Raw genomic sequence first — 17,273 nt, 5'->3', positions numbered from 1 at the left:
ATCCTCAATTTCTCGCAATCCTCGCTACGGGGTCGCCTAGACGGGCGCTATTCTCTGACAGCCTCCGAGCCTTCTTTTTCGATTTTCTGGGTAATGATGTACTGCTGGATAATCGACAGCACGTTGTTGGTCACCCAGTACAGAACCAGACCCGCCGGGAAGAACAGGAAGAAGAAGGTGAAGATCACCGGCATCATCTTCATGACTTTAGCCTGCACAGGGTCTGGCGGTGTCGGGTTCAGCACCTGCTGAATAAACATCGAAGCCCCCATGATCAGTGGCAGAATAAAGTAGGGATCCATCTGGGAAAGGTCGTAAATCCAGCCCAGCCATGGGGCCTGACGCAACTCCACCGACTCCAGCAGTGTCCAGTACAGTGCAATAAATACCGGCATCTGGACAAGAATCGGCAGACAGCCCCCCATCGGGTTAACCTTCTCCTTCTTGTACAGCTCCATCATGGCCTGAGACATTTTCTGGCGATCATCGCCATACTTCTCTTTCATCTCCTGAAGCTTTGGCCCCAGCTTGCGCATTTTCGCCATGGACCGGAAGCTGGTGGCATTCAATGGATAGAATACCGCCTTAACCAGTACCGTCAGAAGAATGATGGACCATCCCCAGTTGCCAACCAGAGAGTGAATCCACTTCAGGATGGTAAACAATGGCTGAGCCAGGAACCAGAGCATGCCGTAGTCAACGGTCAGCTCAAGACCATCCGACAGAGACTTCAGCTTTTCCTGTTTTTTGGGTCCAACATACAAAGTCGCACCAGTCTCAATGGTTTCACCAGGCTTGGCCACAATAGCGTCGTCATAGAAGCCGACGAAGTTGTAGCCATCTTTGTTCTGCTTGGTGTAATACTGATGGGCTTTCTGCTGGTCAGGAACCCAGGCACTGACAAAGTAGTGCTGGAGCATGGCGGCATACCCCCCCTGAACCCGCTCAGCGAATGGCTTATCAGAAAACTCATCAAAAGGCAGCTTGGTGTATGGCTCATCATTAGAGTGAACAGCCGCGCCCAGATAAGTATTCATTGGCGCTTTTGAGTTAAGCTGACTTGGATCTCCTGAGTTATCCCGTTTCAGCTGGGCATAAAACTGATCACGCCACACCTTATTGCTGTTATTGACAATCTGGTAATTAACAGCAACATCGTAGCGGTCACGATAGAAGGTGAAGGTTTTGGTAATGTCGACCCCATCGGTATTTTTCTGGAGGTCAACCGTCAACGTGTTCTCACCATCCTCAAGCGTGTAATTGGCTTGTTTTACCCGGTAGACTCCGCGAAGGTTATTCGCGTCCGGGCCATCGGTTTTTGCCAGCGCACTCTGTGCAGTGAATACACAGGTGGTTTCTCCCTGGCAGTCCGGGCTGTTCACCAGAAGCTGGAAAGGCACCGTTGGCTCATCTTCTTCCGGTAACCATGCCGGGTATTGCGGCATAGTCAGGCTGATGATATCACCACCGGCAGGGTCAATCAGCGCATCAATGGTATTGGTCTTGATGCTGATGAGCTGGGCAGACGGTTTTACTGCACCATCGTCGGTAGCAGGAATAGCGCTGCCATCATTCAACGACGGCATATCAGAACCAGCTTGACTGCTGGATACTGATTGAGCGACGGATGCCGACTTCGGCGTACCGGGATAGTCTTCATTCCATTGCTGCAGTGTTAAAACACCAACTACAGCAATAGCGCCGATCAGGAGTGTTCTTTGGAAATCCATGAGTTCCGGGCCACACATTCAGGTGAATGAATATGATTGTCTGATTGTGTCCGATGATCACCAGAATCTTTTTCCGGTACCGGGTCAAATCCTCCTGGATGCCAGGGGTGGCACCTCAGTAGTCGGAGCAAGATAAGCTTGCTACCAGTCAGAAAACCATGACGATTTAAGGCTTCCAGGCCGTAGGCAGAGCAAGAGGGGTAAAAGCGGCACTGGCTGGGCATCAGAGGACTTAGCGCATAGCGATATATCTTGATCAGTCCGATCAACAATGATCGGGGGATAGTTGCTAATCTGCCCATGTATGCCTTCATTTTGTCGGAGCCCTTAGTCTTCTGGAAAGCCCTTAGCTCTATCAGCCAGATAAAAGCCTTATGCTTATTAACATGCCCTCTGCGGGCAACAGCCTCAGACAGTCGATACTCAACTGTGGCTGTTGATATAAGAAAGCTTTCTGAGCCTGGTCGAGCCGAACAGGAAAAACCCCGGGGCTTCCTGTTACATTACTCTGGCATTTTCGTTCAGGTTGGATGGATATCAACGTTGTGCCGACGTTTTCCATTCGTGCAGCCTTCGTTTCAACCTTTGCCACTGCTTGTTGAGTAGCTGGTTCAGGTCGCTGTCATTCAGATCACTGAAACCTTTCCGGACCAAAACGACAATATCCAGGTCACCGACTTCATCCTGTTGCAGACGAAAGGTTTCCCGGATATGACGTTTGGCGCGGTTTCGGCCAACGGCAGTACGAATATTTTTTTTGGCAACCACCAGCCCCAGTCTTGCCCGGCCAAGCTCATTGGCTTTTGCCAGTATCAGAAGCTGTCTGCTGGATACCTTGATATCCGTTGTATCAAATACCTGTTTGAAATCAGCCGAGGAGCGCAGCCGTGATTCACGGCTAAAAGATAAGCTCACACTGATGCTCTCTTAGCCACAGGCGGTTGATCAGGCTGACAGACGCTTGCGTCCCTTAGCTCGACGACGGTTGATTACCGAACGGCCGTTCTTGGTAGCCATGCGTGCACGGAAGCCGTGGTTACGCTTGCGCTTCAGGTTGCTTGGCTGGAAAGTTCTTTTCATCGTGCTTACTCGTCTTAATGGACTTACAAAAGACGGGCATTCTAAGTAATTGCAGGGTTAGCGTCAATTTGCATTTGTCAAGAAGCACCGTATTACCCCCCGTTGTTTCTCCCTACACTTCCTTCGTTTTTTCCGTCCTGAGTCGATGATCATCGCCATAACGCTGGTTTTCAATTTTTTCCCGGCTAACTCTGCCTTGCATCGCACGAATCTTCTGTAGGTTGCCCAAGGGGGTGGCCCTGGCGATCCGGTTGTTTAATACACCATCATTTTTCAGGCGGCTGCGCCATTCATTGAACTGATTGGCAGCATCGTAAAACGCGGCCGACAATGCCTTGATCCGTCGGCCTTCCCCGGTACCATCAGCAGAGGGCAGGTCCCGGGCAATATCCCCGTGGAGATGCCCAAGCATTGACAGAAATGAAGCGGTGGTAAACGCCATGGACAGACTGTGCTCAAAATCAGTTAACTGCTGTTTGGCCGTCTCCAGCGGATGATCCCGCCATCGCCGTTTGAGATCCCCCATCGCCAACGGTTCTGCATGGAGAAAGCAGAGCCAGCCTAATGCTTTATCGATCACCAGATTACGCAGTGCATCACGGGTCACACTGGCGTCGGTGGTCAGGGAAATGCACTCATTCCGGGCCAGCCCAAACTGGCCAAGTAGGTTGCTGGTGCTGTTCTGGGGCTGGGGTATTACAGAGAATTCAACGGTCTGCTCCCCTGCCTGCACTGATTGACTTAACAACTGCAAATGCTGACGGTCATTGGCCAGCTCCCGCAGGCGCCACAAATCCATCCGGGCGATGGTGGCTCGCTGAAAATCCCAGTTGATTTTCTCATTGGCTGCCAGTAGCAACTGATAGGCATAATCATACCCCTGGCAGGATATCGCATGAGTAACCGACAGACTCAGGATCGCCATGTCATATCGTGAAAGCCATCGGGTTTGATGTTTCGGAACAGCCGACGGGGCAATATCCACTGTCGGCCGGTTTTCACCATCGCCTGCTTTATTGGCCCTGCCTGTTTTCTGGCTGTCGCTGCTGGCTGCTGAATCCTCTTTGCCGCCCCTGGAGCCCGCTCTTTTATGTTTATACCGCTTGCCTTTGTTTCTATTCCGGGTAGCCACGGCGGATGACCGTTTTGACTTGTCATCACTCAAGAGCCAGTCATCGTTTAATGCAGGAGGATTCACCGGTGCCTTTGCTTCAGCGCTTAATTCCAGGCTGTCGCGGACCTCGGCCAGCTGACTCTGCAGCTTGACTGCACCTAAATTTCCATAGTGTTCCATCACATCATTGAGTAAACCGGAAACTTTCAACAGGTCCGGTTCCGGGGATGTTAACAACAGCAGAGCCAGCTGCAGCTTGCCTGCTTCCACACCACGGACAATGGCTGATTCAACACTGGTAATGGCTTCAGCAAACGCACCGTTACCCATCTGGAGTTTGCCAAGCAACCAGAAAGCTTCTGGCAAGCGGGATAACCGGGCCTGGCTAACGGCCTCATCCACCCGTCCATCCAGATAACAGATCAGGCTTTTCAGATAATATCTCAGGTCATCATTCTTGACCCTGGCAACACTGTCCTCACAGGCATTATGTAACAGAAACTCCATAAGGGCATACATCGCCGGATTATTCCGGTCATCGCTACAGGCCTCTTTCTGAATTTTTACCAATAGTCCTCTGACGGATGACAATGACCGGTGCTGGTACAGACTCAGCAAAGCGATCAGGCCAATGTCCGGCGAGCACAATGCGCTTGGCCAGAAACCAAGACAGAAGAACATATACTGGAGCGTACAGCCCTCATCGAATTCGCCACCGTTCATAAAATCCTGTCTTTTGAAATTGAGTTCCTTGATCATTGACGTTGTTAAGTCAACCAAATTCACCTTCATCTGCTGCCATTGAGTGAGCAAGTCCTCAGCAACCTGCTCCAATCGGAATAGCGGATCTGAGGTAATCAGTTGTTCAACAATGGCAAACAGCTTTTCACATTTGGCAATATCAAGACTGTGACAGCGGATATTTTTTAAAGCACTCACTATTTGGCCAAACACAATCCGCGACAATCTCTCATCGTCCATCGGGGAATCATCGATTGAATAGAGGCTGGCAATGCGCAGCCGGGCTCTCTCTTTATCAACCTTCTGGATTAAGCCATCCTGTAAAATAGCGACCATTTTGCGGTCGATAACCAGAATGTTGGCACTCCGACCCTTATCAGAAATTGCCAGCAAGTTCAGATACCAGATACACATAATAAACAGCTCTTGCTGTTCATCCTGTGATTCTGGGTGGTAACTGAGCAAACACTCCACAAGCTGATCGTCATAATGGCCCATCCGCTGTTCCAATTTGTTGATATTGCTGCTGAACCTCCGCGATGGATCTCCCCTTAAAACATCCTGCACGAATAAGCAGTTAAAACAGCAACGCTGAATCTGCTCAGATAACGTTGACAAGTTTCTATCCATGGCAATCTGACGGATTTCCTGAATCAACGTTGGAATCCTTTTATTGAGCAGATTCACTTTATTCTGCAATCGGGTCTCATCCACTTCGGATTGGTACCCAATTACCATAGAACTACTGGACGACCGGATATATACCCTCGTCAACAAAGGGTTCATCAGGTTCCGATTCAGCTTAAAGACCGTTCGGTCTGAGTCCTGCCTGCATCCAGGCACACTCGCCCCGGCCATCGGTGAGTCATTACTGACCGCACCTTGCTCCTGCAGCTGCTTTTCTGTTTGGCAGACATCCCTTACACGTCGCCCGAAAGCACTTATGCTAACCGAGTGCCCTGCTGCCTGTTTGTTGGCCATGGGCATTTGTGCATCCAGCACAGCCCTGAGCCTTGATAGCGGATCTAACATAATGAATGAACTTTACTTGCCTGATATGACCTTTGTTAAACACCCTGTTCAAGCTAGTACATAAGAGCAAACAATGATAATCACCAGGCAGTGATTCATAGATATATAAATAGAAGAGTTATCTCTTATGTGATGTTTTTTGATTTTAATATGATTATTAAGGCAGGGTTTTTCTGTGGATAACTCCTTTTATGTCAGTCATGGCCTGGCTTTGTGCATGTGCACTTTTTTGTAGAAATCCCGAATGTATGCTGTTGCTTAGGTCTTGATTGCCTGTGGGTAAGTCTTGATGTTATCCACAGATCTTTTGTTATTCAATTTACCCACAGGAAGATCATAAGGTTTATGGCCATTCATCAACGGACCTACCCACAGGGAATAGTGAGCAATATTATCCTCCGCATTACCGTTATTTTTTGATTAATGTATTGAATTATAAGGATATTGTTAACAATAATTGATCTGTTGTCCTGTTTTGCAGATGTGGATAACTTTTGCCAGAAAGGATACAATTCTCTTTTGTTTATCCAACCGTTATTTCATACCTGAAGGTCTTCAGCAGGCTGTCTGACCGGCTTCAGTGATATCCGTATCAGATCTTGATCCTGATCCTGATCTATATCTGGAGAGTAGGAGAGTAGGAGAGTAGGAGAGTGCCTGTGCCCCTTGAGCTGTGGCAGAAATGTATCGATATCTTGCAGGATGAGCTGTCTTCTCAGCAATTCAATACCTGGATTCGCCCTTTGAAAGTGATGGGGGATGAACACGATTTGTGTTTACTGGCTCCCAACCGTTTTGTTGCCGACTGGGTGAAAGAAAAGTTTTTGCCAAGAATCGAAGAGATTCTGGATGAACTGTCCGATGGGGATTCTCCAGCCGTCGCTTTGGCGGTTTCCAATCGCCGACCACCTTCACTGAGCAAGCGATCTGCACGTCCAAGAGAGCCTCAGCTAAGGGAAGTGCCACCGAGAGAGGTTCAGCACGCGGCAACGGTGACCGTTTCCGAGAAACCCATTGAGAATCCGCTGAAACAGGCGGCTATTGAGCGTTCTGTGGTTACCCATGAGCTGGTGTCTGCTTTAACGGTGGCGCAGGACAATACACCGGAGCCGGATCTGGTATCAGAACCCGTCCGCTCAGGTAGCCAGGAAGATGACACCAGGCAGACAGAAGAGCCCGCTCAGATCAAGGTAAACCCGCTGAAAGAGTCGGTGGGCGCTGCGCCTGAAGAGCCTGTTGCCACCGTTCGGCAGGTTGAAGTTGAAGGGTCTATCAAGCATCACAGTTCACTGAATACCGGTTTCACTTTTGAAACGTTTGTTGAGGGTAAATCAAACCAGCTGGCGTTGGCGGCCGCTCGACAGGTGGCAGAAAACCCCGGTGCTTCCTATAACCCACTGTTCTTATACGGCGGTGTTGGTCTGGGTAAAACTCACTTGATGCATGCGGTGGGTAATTTCCTGGTTAAGCAGAACCGTAATGCCAGAGTTGTTTATTTACACTCCGAACGCTTTGTTGCGGATATGGTGAAAGCACTGCAGCTGAATGCCATTAATGATTTTAAAAAGTACTATCGTTCGGTTGATGCGCTACTGATTGATGATATCCAGTTCTTTGCCGGTAAAGAGCGCTCGCAGGAAGAGTTTTTCCACACCTTCAATGCGTTGCTGGAAGGTGGTCAGCAGATGATTCTGACCTGCGACCGTTACCCAAAGGAGATCAGCGGCGTTGAAGAACGTCTGAAGTCTCGATTTGGCTGGGGGTTAACGGTAGCCGTTGAGCCGCCTGAGCTGGAAACCCGTGTCGCGATTCTGATGAAAAAGGCAGAACAGCAGAAGGTGGAACTGCCCCATGAAGCCGCCTTCTTTATTGCCCAGAGAATACGTTCCAATGTGCGTGAACTCGAAGGTGCCCTGAAGCGGGTGATCGCCAGCGCTCACTTTATGGGGCGCCGTATTGATATTGATCTGATCCGCGAGTCCCTGAAAGACCTGTTGGCTTTACAGGATAAACAGGTCAGTATAGATAATATCCAGAGAACGGTTGCCGAGTACTACAAGATCAAAGTGGCGGATATTCTTTCCAAGCGTCGCAGTCGTTCTGTGGCAAGGCCTCGCCAGATTGCTATGGCTCTGTCCAAAGAGCTGACCAGCCATAGTTTACCCGAGATTGGTGATGCCTATGGCGGACGAGACCATACCACCGTTCTTCACGCCTGCCGTAAAGTAAAAGAACTGGTCGAGGTGGATAACGAGATCAAAAGCGATTACAAAAACCTGTTGCGCTCACTGACAAGTTAATTCCACCTTATTCAACCTAATAAAAAGGTGAATACCTTTTTATCCCAAGAGAAAGGAAAGCGATGAAATTTACCATTAATCGGGAAGCATTGCTTAAGCCACTTCAGCTGGTTGCCGGTGTGGTTGAGCGCAGACAGACGCTGCCGGTATTGTCGAATGTGTTGATGGTAGTCGATGGAGATCAGCTCTCGTTAACCGGTACAGACCTGGAAGTTGAACTGGTTGGCCGTGTCGCCCTTGAGGATGTTGCTGAAGCTGGTGAGATTACGGTGCCGGCCAGAAAGCTGATGGATATCTGTAAGTCCCTGCCTGAAAACACCCTGATTGAAGTGCATCAGGATGATCTGAAGGTCAAGGTAAAGGCAGGCCGATCCCGGTTTACCCTTTCCACTCTGCCGGCTAATGAGTTTCCCAGTATTGAAGAAGAGGCCGGATCGGTCTCCTTTACCATTGGTCAGTCACGTCTTCGTCGCCTGATTGACCGTACCGGCTTTGCCATGGCTCAGCAGGATGTTCGTTATTATCTGAACGGTATGTTGCTGGAAGTCAGCCAGAACTGTCTCCGTGCTGTGGCCACCGATGGTCATCGCCTGGCCATGTGTAGCGTGGATGCCGATATCAACCAGCAGGACAAGCATCAGGTTATTGTGCCCCGTAAAGGTATTCTTGAGATGGCACGTCTGCTCACCGAAGGGGAAGAGAGTGTTCATATTACCCTTGGTGCGAATCATATCAGAGCCAAAACCGGCGACTTTATGTTTACCTCTAAACTGGTGGACGGCAAGTTCCCTGACTATGAGCGTGTGATTCCGAAAGGCGGCAATAAAATTATTATTGGTGATCGCCAGGAACTGCGTCAGTCATTCCAGCGTGCGTCTATTCTTTCCAATGAAAAATACCGGGGTATCCGCCTGATTCTTTCTGATGGCCAGCTAAAGGTGATTGCTAATAACCCGGAGCAGGAAGAGGCCGAAGAAGAGTTGAGTCTGGCTTATCATGGTGACTCAATGGAGATCGGTTTCAACGTCAGCTACCTGTTGGATGTGCTTTCTGTGCTTTCTGGTGAGGCCATCAAGATGACCCTCTCAGATCCGAACAGCAGTGCGCTGCTTGAGGAGTCTGAGTCTGGTGACTCCACCTATGTTGTTATGCCTATGAGGCTGTAACAGCCTGTCGGCAGAAGTAGTCAGTGTCTGATGTTGGCATCAGACACTCGCCTGTCCTGATCCGGCTTCCGGCCTACTCAGGCTCGGAAATAAACAGAATATGATCCAACAGCTCTCCATAACTGATATTAGAAACCTCTCCTGTGTTTCGATTAACCCTTCCTCTTCTGTAAACGTGCTCTATGGGCTTAATGGCAGTGGTAAAACCAGCGTGCTTGAGGCCATACATCTTCTCGGAGTTGCCCGATCGTTTCGGACTTCCCGAATTAAACCGGTGATTAATCATGATGCCGAGGTCTGTACGGTATTTGGCCGAATAGGTGTGACATCGGGAGGATCCATACCGGTTGGTGTTTCCAGAAACCTGAGAGATGAAACGCTACAGATACGGGTGTCTGGTGAAAACCTGAAATCTACATCTGAGCTTGCCAGGTTATTACCCTTGCAGGTGATTAATCCGGATACCTTCCGGTTGCTTGAAGGTTCCCCAAAGCTGAGAAGGAACTTTATCGATTGGGGGGTGTTTCACGTGAAACATCATGATTTTTTCCCGTTATGGAAACGCATGCAGAAGGCACTGAAACAGCGGAACAGTCTGCTCCGTCATGGTAGAATAAACGGTTCTGAACTGACTTCGTGGAACATAGAGTTCGAGAAAGCGGCCAATGCCATCGACGTGTTACGAGGCGATTATATCCAGAAATTGACTCCGGTCTTCAATGAGGTGCTTTCGGAATTGGCCGATCTGGGTAATCTTTCTATCCAATATTACCGAGGGTGGGATAGGGAGAGAGAGCTGCATGAAGTACTCAGTAGCGGAATGGCACGGGACACTCAATCGGGCTATACCCATGCCGGGCCGCAACGGGCCGATTTAAGGATTCGGATTGGCAAAGGCAGTGCGGTTGATATCCTCTCCCGAGGTCAATTAAAGCTGGTGGTCTGTGCACTGAAACTCGCTCAGGGTTTTCTATACAAAGAGCTGCAAGACAAGCAGTGCATCTTCCTGGTCGATGATCTGCCATCAGAACTGGATACTCCTAATCGACAAAAGCTTTGTCGATTGTTTCAAAAAATGAACTGCCAGACCTTCATCACCTGTGTTGAGAAGGAGGCACTGGAACATTGCTGGTTGCCTGAAACGGAAGTGAAAATGTTTCACGTGAAACATGGGCAAGTTACTGTTACATCACATGAGAACCCTGGTCAGCAAAGTATTCGCCGGGCTGAGTCTTTGGAGATAGAGCATGAGTGAACAAAACTACGACGCATCCAATATCAAGGTCCTGAAGGGCCTGGATGCTGTCCGCAAGCGCCCGGGGATGTACATTGGTGATACCGATGATGGTACCGGTCTGCACCATATGGTGTTTGAGGTGGTTGATAACTCCATCGATGAAGCGCTGGCGGGTCATTGCGATAAGATTTCTGTCATTATTCACCCGGATGAGTCCATCACGGTTAAGGATAATGGCCGTGGTATTCCTGTGGATATCCATGAGGAAGAGGGGGTTTCTGCCGCTGAAGTGATCATGACGGTACTTCATGCCGGTGGTAAATTTGATGACAACACCTATAAGGTATCCGGCGGTTTGCACGGTGTTGGTGTGTCAGTGGTTAATGCGTTGTCCAGTCAGCTGAAACTGACCATCCGCCGCCATGGAAAGGTTCATCAGCAGGTATACCATCAAGGGATTCCGGAAGAGCCATTAAAGGTTATTGGTGAAACGGATGTTACCGGTACTGAACTGCACTTTATTCCTTCCCCTGAGACCTTCTCAAATATTCAGTTCAGTTATGACATTCTGGCCAAGCGCCTGCGTGAGCTCTCTTTCCTGAATTCAGGGGTTTATATCCAGCTGACGGATGAGCGCACCGGAAAGGTTGATGACTTCAAATACGATGGTGGTCTTAAGGCCTTTGTGGAGCACCTGAACCAGAATAAAAGCACCATCAATAAAGTCTTCCACTTTGAAATCACCCGGGATGACGGTATTGGTGTGGAAGTGGCCATGCAGTGGAATGACAGCTTCCAGGAAGGGGTGTTCTGCTTTACCAATAACATTCCTCAGCGTGATGGTGGAACGCACCTGGCGGGCTTCCGTGCGGCCCTGACCCGAAGCCTGAATGGCTATATCGAACGGGAAGGTTTCCAGAAGACGGCCAAAGTGGCCACCTCCGGTGATGATGCCCGCGAAGGTCTGACGGCAATCATCTCTGTCAAAGTGCCGGACCCTAAATTCTCCTCCCAGACCAAAGACAAGCTGGTGTCCTCCGAGGTAAAAACCGCGGTAGAGCAGGAGATGGGCAAATACCTGGCAGACTACCTGATAGAAAACCCCCAGGAAGCGAAAGCGGTTGTCGGTAAGATGCTGGATGCTGCCAGAGCCCGTGAAGCGGCCCGTAAGGCGCGGGAAATGACCCGTCGTAAAGGTGCCCTGGACATTGCCGGATTGCCAGGCAAACTGGCGGACTGCCAAGAGAAAGACCCAGCGCTTTCTGAACTGTACATAGTGGAGGGTGACTCTGCGGGTGGGTCGGCCAAGCAGGGCCGTAACCGGAAGACTCAGGCGATCCTGCCGCTTAAGGGTAAGATTCTGAACGTTGAGAAAGCCCGCTTTGACAAGATGCTGTCCTCCCAGGAAGTCGGAACCCTGATTACTGCCCTGGGTTGTGGTATTGGTCGTATGGAGTTCAATATTGACAAGCTCCGATACCATAACATCATTATCATGACCGATGCGGACGTGGATGGATCTCACATTCGTACACTGCTGCTGACCTTCTTCTTCCGTCAGATGCCTGAGTTGATTGAAAATGGCTACATCTACATTGCTCAACCACCACTGTACAAGGTTAAGCGTGGCAAGCAGGAGCAGTACCTGAAAGATGACGGTGCGCTGGATGGTTACCTGACCCAGTCAGCACTGGAAAATGCCAGTCTGCATGTCAATGAAAATGCCCCCGGGATCAGTGATCAGCCACTTGAGGAACTGGTGAAAGAGTTCAGAGACGTCCATAAAGTGGCCGAGAAGCTGTCTCGTATTTACCCCGTCGCTGTGCTTCGTGAAATGATTTATATGCCCGAAGTCACGGCGGAGAGCCTGGCTGATAAGAGCGTAATGGAGTCCTGGATTGCCCAACTGAGCGAAAGAATTGATAACTTGAAAGCCGCCGGCAGTACCATGACGTTCTCCGTAGAGGAAGACCGGGAGCTCAATGTCTGGCTGCCCAAGGTGACGATTATTGCCCACGGTGTCGATAGTCACTATCGCTGGAATGCCGACTTCTTCTCGTCTACTAACTATGGAAAGATCGTTTCTCTCGGTAATAAACTGCAAGGGCTCATCGAGGATGGTGCCTTTATTCAGAAAGGGGAGCGTAAGAAGGACGTATCTTCCTTTGAGGAAGCCCTTGAGTGGTTGATGAGTGAATCCACCAAACGACACTATATCCAGCGCTATAAGGGACTGGGTGAGATGAACCCGGATCAGCTGTGGGAAACCACTATGGATCCGGATGTCCGCAGAATGCTGAAGGTAACCATTGAAGATGCAATTGCCGCTGACCAGATCTTCAATACGCTGATGGGGGATCATGTGGAACCCCGCAGAGAGTTTATCGAAAGCAATGCGTTGAATGTTGCCAATCTCGATATTTAATCCTAATCCTGTGCCGGCCTTAACCGGCACTTTTTTTACTTTTTTGATTCTCAGGTGCTCTGCTAATGTCTTCAGAATTTAAAGCAATTATTCGACAGGAGTTGGAAGAGGCGATGGTTGTGCTGAGCCGGTTCCTGGATGATGACGCCAATCTTGAGTCCATTGATCTTGCTGCCCAGTTATTGTCTGAGAGCTTTAAAGCCGGTGGCAAGGTGCTGTCCTGTGGTAATGGCGGTTCCCATTGTGATGCCATGCACTTTGCTGAGGAGTTGACCGGACGTTTCCGTGATAACCGCCCTGGCTATGCGGCTATTGCCATTTCAGACCCCAGTCATATCTCCTGTGTATCCAACGATTTTGGCTATGAATATGTCTTCTCACGTTACGTTGAAGCGGTAGGCAGGGAAGGGGACGCACTGCTTGGGATCAGCACCAGTGGTAATTCCGGCAATATTATCAAGGCGGTAGAAGCGGCCAGGGCAAAAGGGATGAAGGTTATTCTGCTGTCAGGCAAAGACGGCGGCGAGATGGCGGGGATGGCGGATGTTGAAATTCGTGTACCTCACTTTGGTTATGCGGATCGGATTCAGGAAGTCCATATCAAGGCAATTCATATTATGATTCAGCTTGTTGAAAAGTATATGGAATAAAAAGGAGAACGGCCGCGCGGGTGTGTAGTAACCAACGTTATCTAAGATGAAAATAATTATAGTGAAACTTTGGTATCACCACCCGCAACCAATATCAAATTTCATCCGCAAAAAACATCAGAACTTTTCCCACGCACATTAAATCGCTAAGTATGGTCCGATTAAGATTCTCTTTAATTTGTGCGGGATTGATTGACAAATCAAAATTAGAGCTAACAGGAGACTTAAACCTACAGGAGTAAACAAGTAATACATCATTTTCCTGAAACTTTTGTGGTTGTTTTTCGGGTTCTATTTTTACCACACAAGCCGTTGGCTCAGCTCCAGATAAGTGTTGGTACTTTTCCACAGCACCCCAGAGAGACTGCTGTGATGAGGAGAGGGACAATTCCGAGAAGCTCCTGATTGAAATGGCTAAGGGTAGTGAACCAACATTAAACCTGAACTTGGCCCAAGACGTTAACGGAACAATTTGATATTTAACCACAGAAGTGAAATCTGAACGGACACTGCAACCAGCAATAAAATGACTAGAACCAGGGACCGTTTTGTAAACCGTTTGATTGGATGCAGATGAGTTGTTCTCACTGCTCTGCAATTCAGACGGTTCAGACAGTGGTAAAGGCTTTTGCCGCTGAGCGTTGGGTTGTATTTTTGGAAACATAACTTTCCATATCCTATCAGTTTGATTTAATTCCATTGGTTTCAGGTTGGTAGTGCCACCGCCTTACTGCTTCACTTTTCGTTATGATTCCGTCTTCAGGCGGCAGAGTTCCCATCCTGATTTTTTCAATGAGCCATCAAACCAGTTCTTTGTTGAGCTTAGAAAAGGGTTTCCCACCGTTGCTTTTGGTGAGACGGAGAGCACATCAGATAATCCTGTTGATTGTTAAACCATTAAGCGAGTCCAATGTTAGAACACAATTTTTTTTATCAAGGCACCGAACAGTTCGTAATTGAAAATTAGATTCAATGGCTTCCGCGGAAATTCCGGTATTGCAAAGACTGATTGGCTGGGGGTTTCCATTAGGCATTGGCCCCATCGTAAATAACCAGTTGGGTAGATTTCCGGAAAGGCATCGGCAACCATCCAGAATGATTTCGCCCGGCACAGTGAATTGATTGGCACTGCCAAACTCACCAAAACCAGCAGACCCTGTTAGATCAATAGAATTTGCTTGGAGTTCAGACCGGATTGATTTCAGCCCACTGTTACGGGCGATAAGTTCTCCATCCACGACCGTTTTTATTTCTGACAGTGACTTCAGGTTCTGACAGCCTGAGAGATTCAGATTGCCATTAACAATAAGGATCTCAGGGAGTCTGTCTATGGACGATTCTGATAAATTCAGTGAACCGTTGATGCGTAATTTCTCAGGCCACTGGTCTATATGCTTCCCTGAAAGATCCACAGTTCCACAAAAATGGGGATCTATCAAAAGTTCATAGGCACTGCAGGGAAAAAAAGCCTGATCTTCTTCTGGTAAGTTGGCACGGACAACATAGAGTGTGTCAGGAACAAAAGACTGTTCTTTAGACAGTAGTCGGTGAATAAATTCTTCAGTATATAAAAACTCGGTTTTTTGCCAATTGATCAACGTCGCTAGAATACCTTCGGCATAGGTTATGCAACGGGTAAACAGAGATTTCTCAGGAACACTTGGAATTACCGGTAACTGAACAGTAGTCTGCTTCCTGTTTGATGTTACGCTCCCAATATCTGTTCTGAAGTCATTATTCGGGTTTTTCACAGGCGACGACTTACAGGAAGAACATGACTCCATAAAATGATTTCCTCATTGGTTACTTGTAAATAGTGGCAATAGGTAGAAATTGAGTATTTGTTTCATCTGTACCTTAGAGTTACTTCACAGATTAAAAGTTCAATTAATGTTTGGAACCTTCAAATTAGCAAAGGTTATATGGCAGAAGCACAGAGCTAATCAGGTATCGTATTACTAAGGTTGAGGTTTTTAGAGAACACATGCTTATACCCTGGCGATAGCTTTTCTAAAAAATCATGCTCTGTTTTCCTCCAATCTTCATTTTTGAGTCGGTCCTGTCTGTAAGGGTCCAGTTTGTTAGCTTCGGTAAAATATTCAGAAGCAAGGTTTTTCAATTCATCCTTTGAAAAGAAATCCTGTGCATTCCCAACAGGTAATAATGCTGCGATACGAAGGCAGTGTCCTAACTGACTAAAAGATGATGTGTTGAGATACTGACTTTTCTCTATTGCATTACATGCATGCTCAATGGCTTTGGTCAAAAGCCCTGAAATTTCCTGGCCTTGACCAGAAAAAATGCACTCTCTGAAGTAACGGACGCTGATACACAAGTCCACTTCTGGCCCGGCAAAACCCTTGTCATCAAGCTGCATTTGGTCAAACTGACACCAGTTCATTAAATCGACATGAATGTCGCCAAGGGCCAGTTCAATTTCCTTGTCGTTGCAGGGGGGGCCTTCATACCCGGAATGGTCGCTGTGCAGCTTATTAAAGATCGCCAGTGCTTCCTGATATCGTCCCATGTTCTGGTATTGCCGACCAAGGGCCAGTTCAATGTCCTTGTCATTGCAGGGAGTGCTTTCATGTCCGGAGAGGTCGGTGCGCAGATTCTTAAAGACCGTCAACGCCTCCTGATGCCGTCCCATGCACTGGTATTGTCGGCCAAGGCTTAACTCTATGTCTTTGTCGTTGCAGAGAGCGCCTTCATGCCCGGAGCGGTCGGTGCGCAGCTTGATGAAGGTCGTCAGCGCCTCCTGATGCCGTCCCATGCCCTGGTATAGCCGACCAAGGGCAAGTTCAATGCCCTTGTCGTTGCAAGGAGTGCCTGCATGTCCGGAGCGATCGGTGCGCAGCTTGATGAACGTCGTCAGCGCCTTCTGATGGAGCCCCATGTTCTGGCATTGTCGGCCAAGGGTTAACTCTATTTCCTTGTCGTTGCAGGGAGTGCCTTCATGTCCGGAACGGTCAAAGCGCAGCTTGATGAAGGTCGTCAGTGCCTCATGATACCGTCCCATGGCCTGGTATAGCCGACCAAGGGCCAGTTCAATTTCCTTGTCATTGCAAGGGGGGGCTTCACGCCCGCAGCGGTCGGAGCGCAACTTGTTAAAGGTCGTCAGCGCGTCCTGATACCGTCCCATGTTCTGGTATAGGCGACCAAGGACCAGTTCAATTTCCTTGTCTTTGCAAGGAGTGCCTTCATGCCCGGAGTGGTCGGAGCGCAACTTGTGAAAGATCGTCAGCGCCTCTTGATACCGTCCCATGTACTCGTATTGCACGCCAAGGGCCAATTCAACTTCCTTGTCGTTGCAGGGAATGGCTTCATGCCCGGAGCGGTCGGTGCGCAGCTTGATAAAGATCGTCAGTGCTTCCTGATGCTCTCCCATGCGCTGGTAATGTAGGCCAAGGGCAAGATAATTAATTTTTTTATCGGTGTCCTTTCCTGAGTGATTTTTATAAAGGTCCTGAAAAATAAGCAGTGCTTCACGCATAAGGTTTTTGGCTTGAAGTGCTCTGCCTTTTGTCATCAGTAACCCTTTGTCAAGGGGAGGCTTTACTTGTTCTATTGATTGCAGGCAATCATCAATTCTCCCTGAATTTAACAGGGCTCTTGCTTTAAGTTGACTTGCACGTAGATAGTTACGCCGACTCAAGTTGGAATTAGTCTCTAATATCTCTTTTGCTATTTCGAGTGCATGATCATTATCACCTGCACTTAAAGAGCTGAAACCTTCATCAAAACTCGACTTTAGAGTTCCCAAAGCACAATAGTTCAGCAAAAAGTGAATAAACTGCT

General features: G+C 48.6%; 13 protein-coding genes. 5 read left to right on the top strand and 8 right to left on the bottom strand.

Features of this window, described 5'->3' with window-relative positions:
* Positions 1-47: 47 nt before the first annotated feature.
* The 5 genes from yidC to KDK15_RS04460 all read right to left on the bottom strand — a co-directional run bounded on the left by yidC (position 48) and on the right by KDK15_RS04460 (position 5,697).
* The gene (gene yidC / locus KDK15_RS04480) at positions 48-1,730 is read right to left on the bottom strand and encodes a membrane protein insertase YidC (protein ID WP_257294166.1); all 1,683 of its coding nucleotides are present in this window, start codon (positions 1,728-1,730) and stop codon (positions 48-50) included.
* A complete protein-coding gene (gene yidD / locus KDK15_RS04475; RefSeq protein WP_257294165.1) occupies positions 1,706-2,032 on the bottom strand; it encodes a membrane protein insertion efficiency factor YidD in 327 nt (108 codons plus the stop codon). The genes yidC and yidD overlap by 25 nt, the downstream gene beginning before the upstream one ends.
* Before the next feature lie 235 nt (positions 2,033-2,267).
* Complete coding sequence (rnpA, locus tag KDK15_RS04470) at positions 2,268-2,645, bottom strand: ribonuclease P protein component (protein ID WP_257294164.1); 378 nt, start codon at positions 2,643-2,645, stop codon at positions 2,268-2,270.
* Between the two features lie 30 nt (positions 2,646-2,675).
* On the bottom strand, positions 2,676-2,810 hold the full coding sequence (gene rpmH, locus KDK15_RS04465) for a 50S ribosomal protein L34 (protein WP_257294163.1): 135 nt from the start codon (positions 2,808-2,810) through the stop codon (positions 2,676-2,678).
* A 112-nt stretch (positions 2,811-2,922) separates the two neighbouring features.
* Complete coding sequence (locus tag KDK15_RS04460; RefSeq protein ID WP_257294162.1) at positions 2,923-5,697, bottom strand: hypothetical protein; 2,775 nt, start codon at positions 5,695-5,697, stop codon at positions 2,923-2,925.
* A 653-nt stretch (positions 5,698-6,350) separates the two neighbouring features.
* Here KDK15_RS04460 and dnaA point away from each other — a divergent pair.
* The 5 genes from dnaA (at position 6,351) to lpcA (ending at position 13,475) form a co-directional block, all read left to right on the top strand.
* A complete protein-coding gene (dnaA, locus tag KDK15_RS04455; RefSeq protein WP_373691334.1) occupies positions 6,351-7,997 on the top strand; it encodes a chromosomal replication initiator protein DnaA in 1,647 nt (548 codons plus the stop codon).
* A gap of 62 nt (positions 7,998-8,059) precedes the next feature.
* Positions 8,060-9,163 (top strand): DNA polymerase III subunit beta, encoded by a 1,104-nt coding sequence (gene dnaN / locus KDK15_RS04450; protein ID WP_257294160.1) that lies wholly within the window; start codon positions 8,060-8,062, stop codon positions 9,161-9,163.
* 100 nt (positions 9,164-9,263) lie between these two features.
* Positions 9,264-10,418, top strand: a complete 1,155-nt coding sequence (gene recF / locus KDK15_RS04445; RefSeq protein ID WP_257294159.1) for a DNA replication/repair protein RecF — start codon at positions 9,264-9,266, stop codon at positions 10,416-10,418.
* Positions 10,411-12,825: a DNA topoisomerase (ATP-hydrolyzing) subunit B gene (gyrB, locus tag KDK15_RS04440; protein WP_257294158.1), complete on the top strand. Its 2,415-nt coding sequence runs from the start codon at positions 10,411-10,413 to the stop codon at positions 12,823-12,825. Before recF ends, gyrB begins: the two co-directional genes overlap by 8 nt.
* Positions 12,826-12,890: 65 nt before the next feature.
* Entirely contained in the window at positions 12,891-13,475 is a 585-nt protein-coding gene (gene lpcA, locus KDK15_RS04435; protein ID WP_257294157.1) for a D-sedoheptulose 7-phosphate isomerase, read from the top strand.
* A 94-nt stretch (positions 13,476-13,569) separates the two neighbouring features.
* Here lpcA and KDK15_RS04430 read toward each other — a convergent pair whose 3' ends face one another.
* From KDK15_RS04430 to KDK15_RS04420, 3 genes are all read right to left on the bottom strand, one after another.
* Complete coding sequence (locus tag KDK15_RS04430; protein WP_257294156.1) at positions 13,570-14,139, bottom strand: hypothetical protein; 570 nt, start codon at positions 14,137-14,139, stop codon at positions 13,570-13,572.
* Positions 14,140-14,344: 205 nt separating this feature from the next.
* A complete protein-coding gene (locus tag KDK15_RS04425) occupies positions 14,345-15,259 on the bottom strand; it encodes a hypothetical protein (protein WP_257294155.1) in 915 nt (304 codons plus the stop codon).
* 155 nt (positions 15,260-15,414) lie between these two features.
* The coding region (locus KDK15_RS04420) for a tetratricopeptide repeat protein (RefSeq protein WP_257294154.1) at positions 15,415-17,273 on the bottom strand (1,859 nt) is incomplete at its 5' end.

Origin of the sequence: Endozoicomonas sp. YOMI1 (assembly GCF_024606345.1) — a bacterium.
GTDB lineage: Bacteria > Pseudomonadota > Gammaproteobacteria > Pseudomonadales > Endozoicomonadaceae > Endozoicomonas.
This window is presented reverse-complemented; position numbering and strand designations above follow the sequence as displayed.

Bases quoted from the DNA above. Each gene is read 5' to 3' on its own strand.
- yidC (WP_257294166.1), bottom strand. From the start codon at position 1,730: ATGGATTTCCAAAGAACACTCCTGATCGGCGCTATTGCTGTAGTTGGT.
- yidD (WP_257294165.1), bottom strand. From the start codon at position 2,032: ATGGGCAGATTAGCAACTATCCCCCGATCATTGTTGATCGGACTGATC.
- rpmH (WP_257294163.1), bottom strand. From the start codon at position 2,810: ATGAAAAGAACTTTCCAGCCAAGCAACCTGAAGCGCAAGCGTAACCAC.
- KDK15_RS04460 (WP_257294162.1), bottom strand. From the start codon at position 5,697: ATGTTAGATCCGCTATCAAGGCTCAGGGCTGTGCTGGATGCACAAATG.
- dnaN (WP_257294160.1), top strand. From the start codon at position 8,060: ATGAAATTTACCATTAATCGGGAAGCATTGCTTAAGCCACTTCAGCTG.
- recF (WP_257294159.1), top strand. From the start codon at position 9,264: ATGATCCAACAGCTCTCCATAACTGATATTAGAAACCTCTCCTGTGTT.
- gyrB (WP_257294158.1), top strand. From the start codon at position 10,411: ATGAGTGAACAAAACTACGACGCATCCAATATCAAGGTCCTGAAGGGC.
- lpcA (WP_257294157.1), top strand. From the start codon at position 12,891: ATGTCTTCAGAATTTAAAGCAATTATTCGACAGGAGTTGGAAGAGGCG.
- KDK15_RS04430 (WP_257294156.1), bottom strand. From the start codon at position 14,139: ATGTTTCCAAAAATACAACCCAACGCTCAGCGGCAAAAGCCTTTACCA.
- KDK15_RS04425 (WP_257294155.1), bottom strand. From the start codon at position 15,259: ATGGAGTCATGTTCTTCCTGTAAGTCGTCGCCTGTGAAAAACCCGAAT.